The organism is Haloarchaeobius litoreus (genome assembly GCF_024495425.1).
Lineage (GTDB): Archaea > Halobacteriota > Halobacteria > Halobacteriales > Natrialbaceae > Haloarchaeobius > Haloarchaeobius litoreus.
Window position 1 is genome coordinate 336,734 of record NZ_JANHJR010000002.1, and the last position, 15,568, is coordinate 352,301.

The following is a 15,568-nucleotide window of genomic DNA, read 5'->3' on the forward strand; positions in this document are numbered from 1 at the left end:
TACCGCATCACTCGTCTTCAGTCCGGTTCCAGAGCCAGCCGGTGAGGAGGGCGGCGGTTCCCGCGAGCGCACCGGTCGTCAGCGAGAACCCAGGACTCCCACCGTCCGACCCGGTACTGGTCGTCAACGACGGAGCGGACGTCTCCGGTACAGTCGACGTCGAGGGAGGGGCGGTGCTCGCTGTCGGCGTCGGCGACGCCGTTTCGCTCGGGGTCGGCGTGGTGGTCGGATCCGTCGATTCCTGTGATGCACGCGCGGCCTCGCGTCCGAGGACCGCGAGCTGGGTGCCGACGACCTGTTCGACGTTGGCGAACCTGTCCGACATGAGATGGTAGCGGTGCATGCCGAAGAGCGTGACGCGACCGTCGCCGTGGCTCGCCGTGGCGTACATCTCCGAGCCGGCGGCGGACTCCTCGTCGCTGCTCCGTTCCCTGAGGGGTTGCTCTGTGTGGAGCCACGCCTCGCTGTCCTCGGGCAGGCTGGCGAGGGCCGTCGATTCGGACGGACGCTCCGCGATCGGTGTCCCGAGCCTGAACGTGATCTCGGGGACGCCCCTCGTGAGGAGGTGGTCGGGATACGTGGGTTCGACGCGTGGGTCTTCGCCGTCGGGGAAGACGACGGGCCGCCCCTGGAACCGGAAGCCGAACGGCTCGGTCAGGTCGTCGACGCCGTCGTCGACGCCGCCACGGGCGAGGACGACCAGACTCCCGCCCCGGTCGACGAACGATTCGACCGCCGCGATTTCGTCGGGGGCGAACCCGTACGCTGCCCCCCGGTAGGCGAGGGCAGGCGGAACGACGAGGACGTCGAGTTCGGCGAGTGCGGTCTCGTCCCAGCCGTCCACCATCCGGTAGTCGTAGCGGGGGAACGTCTCGCGGAGCGGCGCGAACGGGTCGTCGGCGTCGACGGACTGCGGCTGGCCGTGTCCGATGTCGATGCCGATGACGGGCCGGGGGTGCGCGTCGGCCAGTTTCTCTTCCGCGGTCCGGGCTGCGTCGAGTGCCTGCCCGTACGCGTTCGCTTCGAGGGCGGTTTCGGCGGCGTCCTGGTACACCTCGGCGCTCACGAACGAATCCGCCCAGTCGCGACCGTCCTCGCTGGCGGCGGTCAGCTCGGTCTCGACTGCCTCGGTCCGGGCGCGGGCGTCCACCTCGGCGGCACCGTCGACGAGCGCGTCGGCCGACGGGGCGAGGACGACGAACCCCCACTCGTCGAGTTCCGGCAGTGTGACCGAGAGCGTCTCCCCGTCCTCGGTCACCGAGAGGTCGGTGCGCTCCTCGGGGGTGTAGTACCGGGCGGCCCCCACCGCGAAGTCGGGTGTTGGAATCGAGAGCTCGACGTCGGTCTTCGACTCGAACGTGTCCGTCTCGACCGTGTAATCGTAGTTGAGCGCGTGGACGACGACCCGTTCGGGCGCCGACTGGACGTGTCGGCTCACGGAGAGCGTCGGGTCGTCGCGGGCGGTTGCCGACCGGACACCTGCGGATTCGAGTGCGGCACGCAGCTCGCCGGTGGTCTCCCCACGCTGGTTCTTCGTGCGGCCCGGGTCGTCCGCGAGGACGGTCGTCCCGTCGTGTTCGAAGACGGCTGCGGTGTCGTCTCTGGGTTCGTACATCCCGTCACGCGAGGGTGCGGACCCGCTGGTGACGATGTGGCCCCCGTCCCCGAGGTACGTTTCGAGTACCGTCAGCTGGGCGTCGGTGACGCTCTCGACGCCCGGCAGCACGACCGCGTCGTAGTCGGCCAGGCGGTCGAGCTGGTCGCCGTCGTCCCAGAGACTCGGGTGGCCGAAGACGAGCACGTCGTAGGATATCTGTGCTTCGCGGAGGAGCGTCGTCGTCCCGACGAACGACGAGATCCGCGGGCTGTCGCCGGCCACTCCGACGTTCCACTGCCGCTCGTTGTTCCAGAGGAGCGTCGGGAGCGACCACACCACGGCGACCCTGGCGTCGGGGTCGACGTCGTCGAGGAAGCGTTCGTGCGTCCAGAGGAAGTCGACGAACGACTGCAGGCGCTCCGGGACTGTCCCGTCCGCCTGGATCCAGTTGACGACCACCTGGTCGGTCGAGTATGCGGCGCCGCCCGTGAGCGGTATCTTCAGCTGTGCGCCCATCGCGTAGGACTCGGCGACCTGGAACCGCTTGAGGTTCGGGTACTGGTTCTCGGGGTCGAAGCCGCCGGGGTTCGATTCGCCCAGCTCGGTAAGCGTGCCCTTGGCGGTGGCGGGCTTCGAGAACCGGCCGATGGCTCGCTCGAGTTTGTAGTGGTAGTCGACGGCCGGGTCGACCCGGGGGAAGTGCTCGACGTGGATGATGTCGAGGTGGTCGCTGACGTAGATGTTCGCGGCCTGTGGATGGCCGAAGCCCCCCATGAAGTGGTTCCCGTAGAGCTGGATGTCACCCGCGTCCATCCGCTCCGGGAACAGCTCCTGGAGGCGCTGCCGACAGGCAGCGAAGAAGTCCTTGATTCCTCGATGGTGGTGGAGGAGGTACTCGCGGAACACCGGGTCCTCGAACGGGTCGCCGCCGTCGTCCGGCGCGAGCCCCTCGTCGCGGAGATACTCACGGATGTCGAACGACGCGGGGTCGTCGATACCGAGTTCCCGTCGGCGGTCCGCCGCGAGCGATTCGAGGTGCGTCCTGAACGCGTCCTGCGCCCAGACCGAGAAGTCGAGGCCCTGGAACCGGAAGACGCCGATCCCGTCGATCCAGAACGTGGAGTAGCCCGCCGCCAGCCGCTTCCGTGCGACGTACATCAGGACGTCGACGGCACCCGGAGCGAAAACGGATGGAATACCGTTCGTCTCGAAGGCGTACTCGATATCGTGTGGCGTTCCGTCGAACTGCTCCGCGAGCAGGTCGTTCGGATGCTCGACGGGGGAGCCGTCCGGGAATCGCCAGTCGTGGGCGTCGAAGACGGCCTGGTACTTTTCGACCGCGTCGTCGTCCGGGATGTTGATGGTGACGTTGCGGCCGACCGTTCCGGGGAGCCCCGTCTCCAGTGAGTACGCCAACTGTGCGTTCTGGCTCTCGTACGTCCGGATGTCGCCCTCGTCGAACGCCATCAGCGAGTCCCAGTCGAGTGCATCTGGATGGAAACCCTGGATGGTCCGCAACTGTTCACGGTGGGAGACCGGGTCCCAGCCGTTGACCGGTGGCTCCGTGAAGTACTGGTCGCCGAACTGCGTGATGAGGAACGGGTCGTCGGGATACGACGGAGTGGGGACAATCATCTCCTCGTCCGGGGCGGTGTCGGTCCGTACACCGGCCGTGTCGAGGGACTCCCGCTCGAATTCGAGCCAGAGCGGGAGCCCCGCCGTGCCGACGACGCCTCCGAGCATCGTCCGTCGAGAGAGAGTTGGACTACGGTCATCTACGCCGTCGTCGTCGTCGGTCATCGTAGAACGACCAGAGATGTATTATCGGTGTGATTAAAATTTCTGGCCTCGAACAGTGTGCCCGCGTCCTCCCGGTCGGGTCGACGAACTCCGGAACACCCGACGATGGCGACGCAGGAGGTGGTCGTGACGTGGCCTGCTCGTCACTCTGACTCGACGGCGTCGAGCAGCGCCTCCGCCTCCCGCACCTTCCGGTCGATGCGGTAGCAGTGGGTCTTGACGGTGCCGAGGTCGAGGCCGAGTTCGGTCGCGATGGCCTGCTGGGTGTTCCCGCCGTCGCGGAGCGCCTGCACCTGTGCCTGCCGGGGTGAGAGGCCGGCGTTGACGAGCGTCGCGACCGTGGGACTCGGCACGACGACGGCGTCGCTCCCCGGAACGGACTCGTCCATCACGGCCTGTGCGAACGCGGCGTGCACTGCCATTGCGGCGTCGCGGTCCCGGGCGGGCAGGTCGAGCCGGTCGGTCAGCTGGCTCCAGACGCCGGTGCCGACGAACAGCACCGTGGCGAGCCCGTCGTCGGTGGTGTGCCAGGGCTGGTCGTACTCGTCGTCGTAGTGCTTCTGGATGGCGTCGCCGCTGTCGGCGAGGTCGTCGTGGATGGTCGCGAGCACGTCGGCGAGGTGGCCGGGGTCGACGCCGTGGTCGCGTGCAGTGTCGCTGACGAGCGACGACGAGAAGGGGGTGGTCGACGGCATGGGAGGGGCTACGGCCTCGTCGGCCTTCAGGTTTACGTATATTGTAAACTCCCCGCCGTTCGCGGTGGGTCGCGACCGCTGGCCGGCGGGTCGCTCGCCGGTCCCGGCCGCCGACTGTCGCTGGGCGAGGGAGACGGCGGACGCGGCACCGACGAACACCGTGGCTCGTGCTGCCGCCGGCGTCGTCGTCCACGGACGCTACCCCGGCAATCTGCTCGCGGATTCGAACGACGTGTCGTCGCGTGAATAAGACCCCTGACAGATACCACCCGGTATTCATAAACCTGACCTATAAATATAATGCTGCATTATAAACTCCATGGCTGCAAGTGACGACGGCATTCCTCCAGAGCCAGTGGCGAGAGGAGCACACGACTTCGCAATCGGAGAATCGATCAGCACGACCGTCGCGACAGTACTCGGTCGGGCGGCAGGGATGGACCCGACCAGCATCCGGCCGCTGTACGAGCACATCGACACGGATGCCCTCGACGCACTCGTGGCCCACGGCATCGAGACCGGCCGTGGGGCCGCCGTCAGCATCGACTTCTCCGTCGACGACTTCGACGTCTGCGTGCGGGGTGACGGCGAGGTCTCGGTGTACGAGACGTTCTGACCCGTCTCAACTCCCCTCAGATGCTGGACTCAGTTCGCCCCGACTGCGTCGAGTAGCGCGTCGTAGTCGGGTTCGTTCGTCGGGTCCTCTGCGATCCAGGCGTCTCGCACGGTCCCCCCGTCGTCGACCACGAACACCGCCCGGTTCGCGATGTCGTACAGCCCCAGGTCGGGGATGTCCATCTCCAGCCCGTACGCCCTGATGCCATCGCCGGCCGTGTCGCTCACGAGCTCGAACTCGATGTCGTGCTCCTCGCGGAACGCGCCGAGCGAGAACGGCGAGTCCGCGCTCACCCCGAGTATCGTCGCGCCGGCCGCGGCGAACTCGTCGTGGCGCTCCTGCAGCGCGACCATCTCGTTCGTACACGGTGGCGTGAACGCCCCGGGGAAGAACGCGAGGACGACCGGCCCGTCACCGAGGTGGTCGGCGAGGTCGAACGGTTCGTGGTCGCTCGTTCCGTACGTCGCGGTGAACGTCGGTGCGGTGTCGCCTGTCGAGACCATGGCTGGGGCTACGGTCGTCCCGGACAAGGTTCGCCGGCCGCACACGTTCGGGCCGTGCTCCGACCGAACGGTTTTCAGCGTCGTCGCGGTACCGTCGGGCGGATGTCCTCCCTCGTCGATTCGGTGTCGTACCCGCAGGTGGCGCTGGGTGCCGCCGTGGGCCTCCTGGCGCTCGCGCTCGTCGCACTCGACGTCTACTCCCCACCGCTCCCGGTCGCCCTCGCCATCACCGTCCTCGCGCTCGTGCTCGCTGCCCGCGGGCTTCGACCGTTCGGCGGGACGGTGGGCTACCACGTCCTCCAGGCCGCGGCGTTCGGCTGCTGGGGTGCGGCGGTGCTCCTGACGGACTTCGTGGGTTGCGGGCCGTCCCGGCCGTGTTCGTCGTCGCCGGCAGCATCGGTGTGCTGTACTACGGGCGCCTCGCCGTGCAGCGTGGCCCCTGGTCGCCCATCGACGGCTGAGGGCCGCAGGCCCGTCGGCCGACAGCTCACCGTGTCGCGAACGCGCCCGCGAGCAGGTACGCGTAACCGAGGGCACCGGCGAGTGCGAGCACGACACCGGCGGTCGCCACCGTCTCGGCGAGGAGCACGGCACCGGCCGTCTGCACGGCGACGCCGGCCGCGAGCAGCGCCATCGCCGCGAGCGCGGTCCGGTCGTCACAGCCCGGCCAGCGGCCGACGTTCGGCGGGTAGAACTGGAGCGAGACGCCGACGACGGTCAGTCCCAGGAAGCCGAGCAGGGTGAGCCGGCGGTGGGCCGGAATCAACGCGCCGTCGAGGCCGACGAACGCGAACCACAGGCCGAGCGCGACCGCGGCGACCCCACCGATGGCCCCGAGGAGCACGCCGTAGAGCGCCGTCCGCCGACGGTCCGAGCGGACGAACAGGGTGGCGACGATGGCTGCGTAGCCGACGACGGCGACGGTCTCGACGGCGGCGGCGAGGTGGAACCAGCGCCCAGCGGGGAGGGTCGCCGCGAGCAGGACCGGACCGACCGCGCCAGTGGGGAGGACGACCCAGACCAGGGGCTTCGGCGGTTCGGCGACGAGGAACCGTGGCAGGAGTCGCACACCGAGGCCGAAGACGAGCAGCGTCGCCGTTCCGGTCCCGAGCAGGTGGGTGACCCGGGCCGGGTAGCCGTCGAAGACCGGCTGCACGACCCCGGCCAGGCCGAGCGTTGCGTAGCTCCCGACGAGCAGGTACGCGAGTGCGACTGGGACGACGGCGTTGGCGGCGCGGTCGACGCGCTCGCGGTGGGCGTTCGGGCCGCCGGTCCCGGTCTCGGCACCCGCGAGGTTGTCCCGCACCGTCCACGCGAGCGTCCCGACGAAGACGACGACGCCGGCGGTCCACAGCACCGCGCCGGCAGGTTCGAGCGCGTCGGGCGTGCCCTGGAACGGTGCGAGCGCGAGGCAGGCCACCCCGACGGCGGTGAGCGGCAGCTGGACGATCGCCGCCCGGGGTTCGGCGAGCTCGCGGTCGAAGTACGACGGCACCAGCGAGTACGCCTTCCCGAAGACGACGTGGAGGACGAAGCCGTACAGGCCCAGCGCCACCTCGGTCCCGCGTGGGACGCCGACGAGCAGGCCGACCTGCCACGCGAGCAGGGAGGCGACGGCGATGCCGACGTAGCGACGCGCCCAGCGGGAGACGGTTGCGGCCATGGGCGGGGGGTTCGACTGCCGCCGGGAAAGTCGTGGTGCCGGAGCGGTTCGCCGGCGGCCCGTGCAACAGTGGATTAGGTCCGCCTAAAATTCGAAAGTGATTTAAATTGTTAGGCTAGCCTAAAACTCATGACCCCCGACTCGTACGACGATTCGACACGCCGACGCTTCCTGCAGACCGGTGCTGGACTCGCGACGGCGGCTGCGCTGGCCGGCTGTCTCGCAGAATCCGGAACCGGCGACGGGACACCGACACGGGAGCCGACGTCGACCACGCCCCCCGAGACGACGGACGACTCGACGACGGCATCCACGTCCGAGGAGTCCTCCGAGACGACCGGCCCCTACAGCGTCACCATGGAGCCTGTCGGACCCGTCGAGTTCGACAGCGTCCCCGAGACGTGGGTCGCCAACAACGGGAGCTGGGCCGACATGGGCGTCGCGCTCGGCCTCGAGCCCCCGAAGGCGGTCTGGTTGACGGGACGTTACCACACCCGGTACTACGACAGCATCGACGGCGTCTCCGTCGACAAGAGCGACATGGTGTCGCTCTACCAGAGCGGCGTCAGCAAGGAGCTGTTCTACAGCGTCGACGCCGACGTGCACGTGATGGACCCCAACTTCCTGATGAACCGCTTCGACGGCTGGGACGAAGGCGACGTGGCGGAGGTCGAGGAGAACGTCGCACCCCTGTTCGGCAACTGCATCTACGCCCAGCACTACCCCTGGCACTCGGACTACCGGTACTACAGCCTGTACGAGGCGTTCGAGAAGCTCGCGCAGGTGTTCCAGCGGGTCGACCGCTACGAGGCCTTCACCGAGGTCCACGACGAGTTCCAGTCGAACCTCGCGCCCCACGTCCCGACGCAGGGCGAGCGCCCCGAGGTCGCCGTGCTCTGGGGCGTCGGCGAGGAACCGGAGCAGTTCTACCCGTACATCATCGGCGCGGGGACCGGCTTCAAGCACCTCCGCGACCTGCGGGTCCGCGACGCGCTCGCGAGCACCGACATCCAGGACTTCCACGGGAGCCGTGCGGCCATCGACATCGAGACGCTGTTCCAGGTCGACCCAGAGGTGCTCATGCTGCGTGGCTACGAGGCCACGACCGAGAGCGAGTTCCAGAGCACGGTCGTCGCCAGCCTCGAGGACCACCCGACGGCGCGCGAGCTCACGGCCGTCCAGAACGGTGACGTCTACCGCGCCGGCGGGCTCTACCAAGGCCCCATCACGAACATGGTGCTGACCGAGCGGACTGCCGGCCAGCTCTACGGCGTCGACGAGCAGCTGTTCGACCGCGGACGGGTCGCCGACATCGTCGCGGGGGAGATCTGAGCATGACCGGGCAGGCGGACGCGGACGACACGGCGAGCGACCACGCCGGGACGGGCGACGGGGCCGCGTGCGATGTGGGCCTCGTCGAGACGCTCCGACACGAGCGGGAGAACGTCGCACGGCTCACCGCCGAGGACGGCGCGTTCGCGGTCGCCTGCCGGGAGACGGGCACGAGCCCCGAACCCATCGACGGCGCGACGTTCGGGACGTTCGAGCACGCCGAGCGAGCCCGCGATGCCGCCCGTCGCTACCGGGCGGTGCTCCGATCGCTGGACCCCGGCCTCGAACGCTACGAGCTCGCGGTCTGCACCGCCGACGCGACCGACGGCACGCTCACCCAGGTGCGCCAGCGCACCGACCGGCGGCGTGCGAACGGCGTGCCGGAGTCCCGCCAGACCGTGACGCTCACCGGCGAGGGCGGCGACGAGTGGCTCCGCGTCGAGAACGGCCCGGTCGTCCACCTCGCCGGACCGGACGCCCTGCTCGACGACGAACTGGTGACCCGACAGCTCGAATCGGGGCTGGGGACGCGATGACGGGCGACAGTGCGGACCCCGTCGAACACGACGTGGTGGTCGTCGGTGGCGGCCCCGCCGGCTCGTCGGCCGCCGTCTTCACCGCCCGGTACGGCCTCGACACGGTCGTCTTCGACCGCGGCGCGGCGGCGCTGCCGCGCTGTGCGTTCCTCTCGAACTACCCGGGGTTCCCGGCCGGCATCGACGTCGGGACGTTCCAGGCGATGCTCGCCGACCACGTCGAGTCCGCGGGTGCGGAGCTGAGAGAGGCCTCCGTCGTTGCCGTCGAGCGTGCAGGGGAGCCAGACGCGGCGGCGGGTGACGACACCCCCGACGCCGCCCGTTTCGTCGTCGAGACCGCCGACGACCGACGGGTCCGGGCCGACCACGTCGTCGCCGCGGCATGGTACGACGGCTCGTACCTCGAACCGCTGGACGACGACGACGCGATGTTCGAGCTGCACGAGCACCACGGCGAGGAGCACGAGCGCTTCGACCCCGACTACCCCGACCACGACGGCCGGACGCCGGTCGACGGGCTGTACGTCGCCTCGCCCGCCGACCAGCGGAGCGCGCAGGCCGTCATCGCCGCGGGCAACGGTGCCCACGTCGCCCGGTCGCTGCTCGAAGACCGGCGCATCGCCGAGGGGTACCCAGAAGGCATCGCGGCGCACTACGACTGGCTCCGCCAGGAGAGCGAGTTCACGGGCGAGTGGGGCGACCGCGACCGCTGGCGCGAGTACTTCGAGACCGAGGCCGGCGAGCACGACCTGAGCGGCGAGCGGTTCGCCGAACTCCGCGAGTCGTACGTCGACCGCGCCTTCGAGACGAAGACGGGCGAGGACGAGGTCGAACGCCGGACCGAGACCGCCCACCACCGGATTCTGGAGCATCTCGACGACGAGCACATCCGGTCGTATCTCGACCGCCAGACCGCCGCCGTGACTGGGGAGGGACACGATGCACGGTGAGCGCGTCGGAACCGGGGCGAGCCCTGCTGTCGCCGACTCCCGACTCGGCTGGCTGTTCGACCCGAAGCTCGTCGGTCTCGCGGTCGTTTGCGTCGTCGTCGTCGTCCTCGGTGGCATCGTACAGGTGAGCCACGGCCCGTTCCGGATGAGCTACGGGGAGGTCTGGCGCGCGCTGACCGACGGGCGCGTCCTCTTCGACGTCGAGGTGTGGCAGGCGTTCCTGCTCGGCCACGAGGTGCCCGAGATGAGCCGGCAGAACCTCGTGGTCTGGTACATGCGCCTGCCCCGCGTGCTCGTCGGCATCGTCGTCGGCGCGAACCTCGCCATCTCCGGGGCCATCTTCCAGGCCGTGACGCGCAACGAACTCGCCAGCCCGTTCATCCTCGGGGTCTCCTCCGGGGCCGGCGCGGCCATCCTGCTGACGCTCGTCTTCCTCGGCGGACTGGCGATGTACCTCCCGCTCATCGCCGCGGCAGGTGGTGCCGGCGCGTTCCTCCTCGTCTACCTCATCGCGTGGAAGAACGGTACGTCGCCAGTGCGCCTCGTCCTCGCCGGCGTCATCGTCGGCACGGTGTTCCTCTCGCTCCAGCAAGCGATGTTCTTCTTCACGCAGGACATCGCCGTCGCGAAGTCCGCCCGCGCCTGGACCGTCGGCTCGCTCATCAGCACCGACTGGGAGCAGGTCCGGATGGTGCTCCCGTGGTCGGTGCTGGCCGTCGCGCTCGCGCTGGCCGGCTCGCGCCAGCTGAACGTCCTCCTGCTGGGCGAGCGCACCGCGAAGTCGCTCGGCATGAACGTCGAGCGCGTCCGCTTCGGGCTCTCCGGCGTCGCCGTCCTCGCGGCCGCAGCGAGCATCGCCGTCGCGGGCGTCGTCAGCTTCGTCGGCCTCATCGTCCCGCACATGGTCCGGAACATCGTCGGCAGCGACTACAAGAAGCTCGTCGTCGGCTGCCTCTTCGCCGGACCCGCGCTGGTCGTCGCGGCCGACGTGGGCGCTCGGCTGTTCGTCCCGGTGGTCGCCGGCGACACCGCACAGCTCCCGGTCGGCATCGTCACCGGCCTGCTCGGCGGCCCGTACTTCCTCTACCTGATGCGCAAGCAGGAGGCGATGGGGCAGATATGACGGCCGACGAGCCGGAGGCGAACGAGTACCCGCGTCCCGACGGCGGTCCCGCCGTGCAGTGGGCGGACGAGGAATCGGCGGCGGAGCCGGATGCCCCGACGACCAGCACCACCACGGATGCCGCGACGTTCGTCGGCGAGGACCTCAGAATCGGCTACTCGGGGACCGACGAGCCGGTCCTCGACGACGAGTCCATCCGCGTGCCGCCCGGCCGGGTGACCGCGCTCGTCGGGCCGAACGGCTCCGGCAAGAGCACGCTCCTGAAGGGGCTCGCCACGCAGCTCCCGCTCGACACCGGACGCGTGCTCGTCGACGGCGAGGACGCCCACACCCTGGATTCGAAGGCGCTCGCCCGCCGCCTCGGCCTGCTCTCTCAGGAGAACATCTCGCCGGACAGCACCAGCGTCGAGCAGCTGGTGGCCCACGGGCGCTACCCGCACCGCGGCTTCTTCGAGCGAACGAGCGAGGCCGACCGTGCGGCCATCGACCGGGCGATCGAGCTCGCCGGCGTCGACCACCTGCGCGGGCGTGCCGTCGGCAGTCTCAGCGGCGGCCAGCGGCAGCTCGTCTGGATCGCGATGGTGCTCGCCCAGGAGACCGACGTGCTCCTGCTCGACGAGCCGACGACGTTCCTGGACCTCCACCACCAGCTGGAGGTGATGGAGATCGTCGAGACGCTCCGCGACGAGAGCGAGACGACCGTCGTGCTCGTCCTCCACGACATCGAGCAGGCCGCCCGCCACGCCGACCACCTCGTCGCGCTGCGCGACGGCTCGGTGTACGCCCGTGGGCCACCCGCGGACGTGCTCACCGAGGACCTGCTCGCCGACGTGTTTCGGGTCGAGACGACCGTGACGGAGACGCCGGAGGGGCCGTCGGTGACGCCGCTCTCGCCGTTGCACGAGTAGCGGGCCGTCGGGGCGACGAACCGATTTCCGCTTCCCCGGGTTCTTTCGGTCGGCCGTACCGCCATCGTAATTTGTCAACGGACAATGCGAGCGACGCGCTCGTACGCTACCCGATTCAAAGCGACAGTCTCACCCTTCAGCGTGGGCCTGAATCCCACGAGTGAGCCACGACCATTATTCATGGGTCCTCCGGAGCATCCTCCCTGAATTTCTATCTCCTTTGGAGCAACCCTTCCCATATCATCCCCGGTTGATATTCAATTCTTTCAACCGCTTGGACCATCCCTAGTCGTCGAACTTGGTTTTATTTGAGCCGTAATTCGATACACAAATTCAAATTTATATGCAATCGAAAATAATAGATGGTCGATGAAGCGAGCCAATACGTTCGAGGTGATTCCACAGTCCGGGCAGGACGAGGAGTTGCTTCGACGCCTGTTGGACGCTTCTGCCGCTCTCTGGAACGAAATCACCTACGAGCGTCGCGAACACTACGCCGACCCGGACGAAGACGTATGGGACATCAGCGAGTATCGCGGGCGCTACGGCGGTGTTCTCGGTGCTTCCACCGTTCAGCAAATCGAACGGAAGAACCGCGAAGCATGGAAGTCCTTCTTCAGCCTCAAGAAGAAAGGTGAAGCCAATGGCAAACCCGGCTTCTGGGGTAACTCGGAAGATGGACGAGAACTCCGCACGTACATCCGCAACACGTCGTACTCCGTCGAGTGGGACGAGTACTCCCGACTCGAAATCCTCGTCGGCCAAGATCTGAAAGACGAGTATGGGCTTGGACATCGCGAACGCCTCCGACTCGAAGTTCGTGGCGATCCCAACTGGAAAGAATACGACAAGCAGGGCCGGTTAGAGTTGTTCTGGGACGAGAACGCACGCACATTCAGAGCCTTTCAGCCAGTCACAATCGACAATTCTCGACTGGCACACCCATTGGCGGACGAAACCGCCGCGCTGGACATCGGTGCGAACAATCTCGTCGCTTGTACGACCACGACCGGAACGCAACTGCTGTACGAAGGGCGCGACCTGTTCGAGCGGTTCCGCGAGACAACGCGGGAAATCGCTCGGCTTCAATCACTCTTGGATAACAGCCGGTACAGCAGTCACCGGATACGCTCGCTGTACCGACGCCGGACGCGCCGACGCGACCACGCTCAGGACGCGCTCGCCCGCGACCTCATCGAACGGTTGCACGGCGATGGCGTTGCCACGGTGTTCGTTGGGGCGTTGACGGACGTGCTCGATACACACTGGTCGGTGGAAGCGAACGCCAAGACACACAACTTCTGGGCGTTCCGCGCGTTCATCTCGCGGCTAGCGTGTACCGCCGAGGAGTACGGTCTCTCGGTGGAGGTGCGCTCGGAAGCGTGGACTTCTCAAGAATGTCCAAACTGTGGTTCGACCGACCGGACGACGCGCCACCGCGACACGCTCACGTGTCCGTGCGGATTCGGCGGTCATGCAGACCTCACCGCTTCGGAGACGTTCCTGAGACGGCAGACGGATGTAGTACGGCCGATGGCACGGCCTGTGCGCCTCAAGTGGGACGACCACGAGTGGTCAGAGTCACCACGCTCAGTTCCCAACGGGGAGCGCACGAACCCGCAAGTTGCCTCCGTGGGTCGGTAAGCGATACCCCCAGCGCGAGGAAACCCCGGCGTTCACGCCGGGGAGGATGTCATGCCCGCGAGAAGTTCGGCGAGCTGTACGGGCTGTAGTCAGTCGTTCCGGGTGTCGAACGCAGAGCGCATCCGCTCGCGCCACTCGGTGTTGTCCGAGACGGCGGATTCGAGCTGGTCGAGCCGCTCGACGATGGCCGCACACTCCTCCTCGCGGAGTTCGACGACGGCGGCCTCCGTCTCCGCGATGGCGTCGGCGTTCTCCTCGACGCCAGCGGCGTTCTGTCGGATGTCTCGCGCGTTCAGCGCGATGTTTCGCTCGCCCTCGGCGATGGCCTCGGCGTTCTCGTCGATGCTCGCCGCGTTCGACTCGACCTTCTGTCCCTGTGCGTCGATGGCGTCCCGGGTCTCCTCGAGGCGCCCGTGCTGGTCCGCCAGCGAGTCCTCCAGCTCCGTGACAGCGTCCTCGACGCTCTCGAGCGAGTCGCCGAGGTCCTCCACGGTCGCCTCGGTGTCCCCGAGGTCACCCTCGACGCGGTCGAGCTGGTCGGTCAGCTCCGCGTGTTCGGCCTCGAGCGAGTCGAGGCGGTCGTCGAGGTCGTCGAGCACCTGCTGGGCGGTGCCCTCCTCGTCGATGAACTCCTCGATGGCGTCCGCGTACGCCGCCAGGTCTGACACCCGGCCGCTCAGATAGCGCAACCGAACGGCGACGCTCGGCTTCGGCCCGACCCCGAGCGCGCGTCGGAGGGTGGTGCGCTGACGCTCGGAGACGCCCGTCTGGAGCTCCGCGACGAGCTCGTCGAGCAGTCGCCCGTCGTCCGGGCCGGACCGGACCGCACCCGCCCGTCTGGAGCTGGACTCCGCCCGGGCGTCGTCGGCGCCGGGCTCGATGGAGAACTCGTCCCACGTCATGTCGAGTCTGGTCGTGTCCGAGACCGCCTCGGGTGTCGTGGACTCGAACTCGCCGCTGAACCCGGTGTCGAGCTCGCTCGCCAGCGACGCGAACCGTTCGCCGGCGTCGTCCGAGCCACAGCCGGCGTCGCCGGCGGCCATCACGAGCGCGGCGGGGTCGAGCTCCTCGACGACGGTCTCGTCGACCGCCGTCAGTTCGACGGCCGACACCGGGTCGAGCGTTGCCACCGCACGGCGGACCGTGTCGCTGGCGAGTCGCGCCCCGACGACGAGGTCGAGGGTCCGGTCGAACGAGCCGTTCCGGAGGGCCGTAGGTGTCGGGTCGCTCCCGAGCAGGTAGAACGCGTTCTCCAGCGACCGGAGCACCCGCTCGACGTCCGTGGCGGTCGCCCCCGACACGGTCTCCACGTGGAGGTGGTAGAGCGACGGCGTGTCGGAGTCGTCCAGTCCGCCGGTGAGCGCCCGCCGGATCGCCTGCTCGTCTATGGTGTCGTCCTCGGCTTCGTCGTCGCCGTCGAGGTCGTCGTCTGTTTCGGCGACGCTGTCGTCGGTCTCGTCGTCGCCGTCGGGTTCGTCGCCCGTCTCCTCGTCGTGCTCGGCGGCTCCGTCGCCCTCGCCGTCGGGTTCGCCGCCCGGGTCGACGAGGCCGTCCCTGCCACTGGCGGTTCCGTCCTCGCATTCACGGGCCGCCGCGGCCACCGCGTGGTCGGCACCGGCTTCCACACTGTCGCTATCCCGTTCCCCGCCGTCGTCGTCCCCGGGTGGTACATCGTCCGTCGCCGTGTCGGCTCCGGCTGCTGTGTCGTCTCCGGTTTCGTCGGGACCGGCGGCCGGGTCCGCGTCGGGCGCCGATACACCCTCGCCGACCTCTTCCCCACCGCCGGCGCGGAGCACCGGGTGGGCGGTATCGACCGAGGCGAGCGCCGGTGCTGCTTCCAGATCGACGCCCGAGAGCGCGTCCGGGTGGACATCGTACCCCGTGAGCAGCTGGCTGTCGCCGTTCACGCGGCGGGTCCAGACCAGTCGGCCGTTCTCGACCGACCAGTTCTCCGGGTCGTGCTCCTCGCGGAAGGTGATCCCCCGGGCCATCGCCTCGTTCTCGAGGCAGTCGTGGACGAGCCGGACCCTTGCGTCGTCTGACCGTTCCGACTCGATGCGGAACGTGACGACGATGTCGTCGCGAGAGTTGTCTTCAGCGCTGTTCACGAACTTCGTCACTGTGATTCCCCCATTGCGTACATCCATCGTGCCCACCCCCATGGGCGAGAACACGTTGGGCATCCAATTATTTTAGTGTGC

At 68.5% G+C, this 15,568-nt stretch carries 13 protein-coding genes; 8 read left to right on the forward strand and 5 right to left on the reverse strand.

Translation table 11 applies throughout. The features are described 5' to 3' along the window. Window positions 1-7: 7 nt before the first annotated feature. Together NOW55_RS08525 and NOW55_RS08530 are read right to left on the reverse strand one after the other, a co-directional pair. Window positions 8-3,397, reverse strand: a complete 3,390-nt coding sequence (locus NOW55_RS08525; RefSeq protein ID WP_256399674.1) for a hypothetical protein — start codon at window positions 3,395-3,397, stop codon at window positions 8-10. 143 nt (window positions 3,398-3,540) lie between these two features. Next, entirely contained in the window at window positions 3,541-4,092 is a 552-nt protein-coding gene (locus tag NOW55_RS08530) for a helix-turn-helix transcriptional regulator (protein WP_256399675.1), read from the reverse strand. A 64-nt stretch (window positions 4,093-4,156) separates the two neighbouring features. Between NOW55_RS08530 and NOW55_RS08535 the strand changes: the two genes are divergently transcribed. Beyond that, window positions 4,157-4,342 carry a hypothetical protein gene (locus NOW55_RS08535; RefSeq protein ID WP_256399676.1) on the forward strand — a complete coding sequence of 62 codons (186 nt, stop codon included), beginning with the start codon at window positions 4,157-4,159 and terminating at the stop codon, window positions 4,340-4,342. Window positions 4,343-4,411: 69 nt separating this feature from the next. Then, window positions 4,412-4,708, forward strand: a complete 297-nt coding sequence (locus NOW55_RS08540) for a HalOD1 output domain-containing protein (protein ID WP_256399677.1) — start codon at window positions 4,412-4,414, stop codon at window positions 4,706-4,708. 29 nt (window positions 4,709-4,737) lie between these two features. Here NOW55_RS08540 and NOW55_RS08545 read toward each other — a convergent pair whose 3' ends face one another. Beyond that, a complete protein-coding gene (locus NOW55_RS08545; protein ID WP_256400399.1) occupies window positions 4,738-5,211 on the reverse strand; it encodes a redoxin domain-containing protein in 474 nt (157 codons plus the stop codon). Window positions 5,212-5,698: 487 nt separating this feature from the next. Beyond that, window positions 5,699-6,874 carry a hypothetical protein gene (locus NOW55_RS08550; RefSeq protein ID WP_256399678.1) on the reverse strand — a complete coding sequence of 392 codons (1,176 nt, stop codon included), beginning with the start codon at window positions 6,872-6,874 and terminating at the stop codon, window positions 5,699-5,701. 129 nt (window positions 6,875-7,003) lie between these two features. On the opposite strand from NOW55_RS08550, the gene NOW55_RS08555 reads away from it, so the two are divergent. The 6 genes from NOW55_RS08555 (at window position 7,004) to NOW55_RS08580 (ending at window position 13,367) form a co-directional block, all read left to right on the forward strand. Next, window positions 7,004-8,206 (forward strand): ABC transporter substrate-binding protein, encoded by a 1,203-nt coding sequence (locus NOW55_RS08555; protein WP_256399679.1) that lies wholly within the window; start codon window positions 7,004-7,006, stop codon window positions 8,204-8,206. A 2-nt stretch (window positions 8,207-8,208) separates the two neighbouring features. Further along, window positions 8,209-8,742: a DUF7552 domain-containing protein gene (locus NOW55_RS08560; protein WP_256399680.1), complete on the forward strand. Its 534-nt coding sequence runs from the start codon at window positions 8,209-8,211 to the stop codon at window positions 8,740-8,742. Continuing rightward, window positions 8,739-9,692 carry an FAD-dependent monooxygenase gene (locus NOW55_RS08565; protein WP_256399681.1) on the forward strand — a complete coding sequence of 318 codons (954 nt, stop codon included), beginning with the start codon at window positions 8,739-8,741 and terminating at the stop codon, window positions 9,690-9,692. The genes NOW55_RS08560 and NOW55_RS08565 overlap by 4 nt, the downstream gene beginning before the upstream one ends. Beyond that, window positions 9,682-10,815, forward strand: coding sequence for a FecCD family ABC transporter permease (locus NOW55_RS08570; RefSeq protein ID WP_256399682.1), 1,134 nt, complete (start codon window positions 9,682-9,684; stop codon window positions 10,813-10,815). Before NOW55_RS08565 ends, NOW55_RS08570 begins: the two co-directional genes overlap by 11 nt. After that, the gene (locus NOW55_RS08575; RefSeq protein ID WP_256399683.1) at window positions 10,812-11,723 is read left to right on the forward strand and encodes an ABC transporter ATP-binding protein; all 912 of its coding nucleotides are present in this window, start codon (window positions 10,812-10,814) and stop codon (window positions 11,721-11,723) included. The genes NOW55_RS08570 and NOW55_RS08575 overlap by 4 nt, the downstream gene beginning before the upstream one ends. 369 nt (window positions 11,724-12,092) lie before the next feature. Further along, window positions 12,093-13,367, forward strand: a complete 1,275-nt coding sequence (locus NOW55_RS08580; protein ID WP_256399684.1) for an RNA-guided endonuclease InsQ/TnpB family protein — start codon at window positions 12,093-12,095, stop codon at window positions 13,365-13,367. 89 nt (window positions 13,368-13,456) lie between these two features. Here NOW55_RS08580 and NOW55_RS08585 read toward each other — a convergent pair whose 3' ends face one another. After that, entirely contained in the window at window positions 13,457-15,487 is a 2,031-nt protein-coding gene (locus NOW55_RS08585) for a hypothetical protein (RefSeq protein WP_256399685.1), read from the reverse strand. Between the last annotated feature and the right edge of the window lie 81 nt (window positions 15,488-15,568).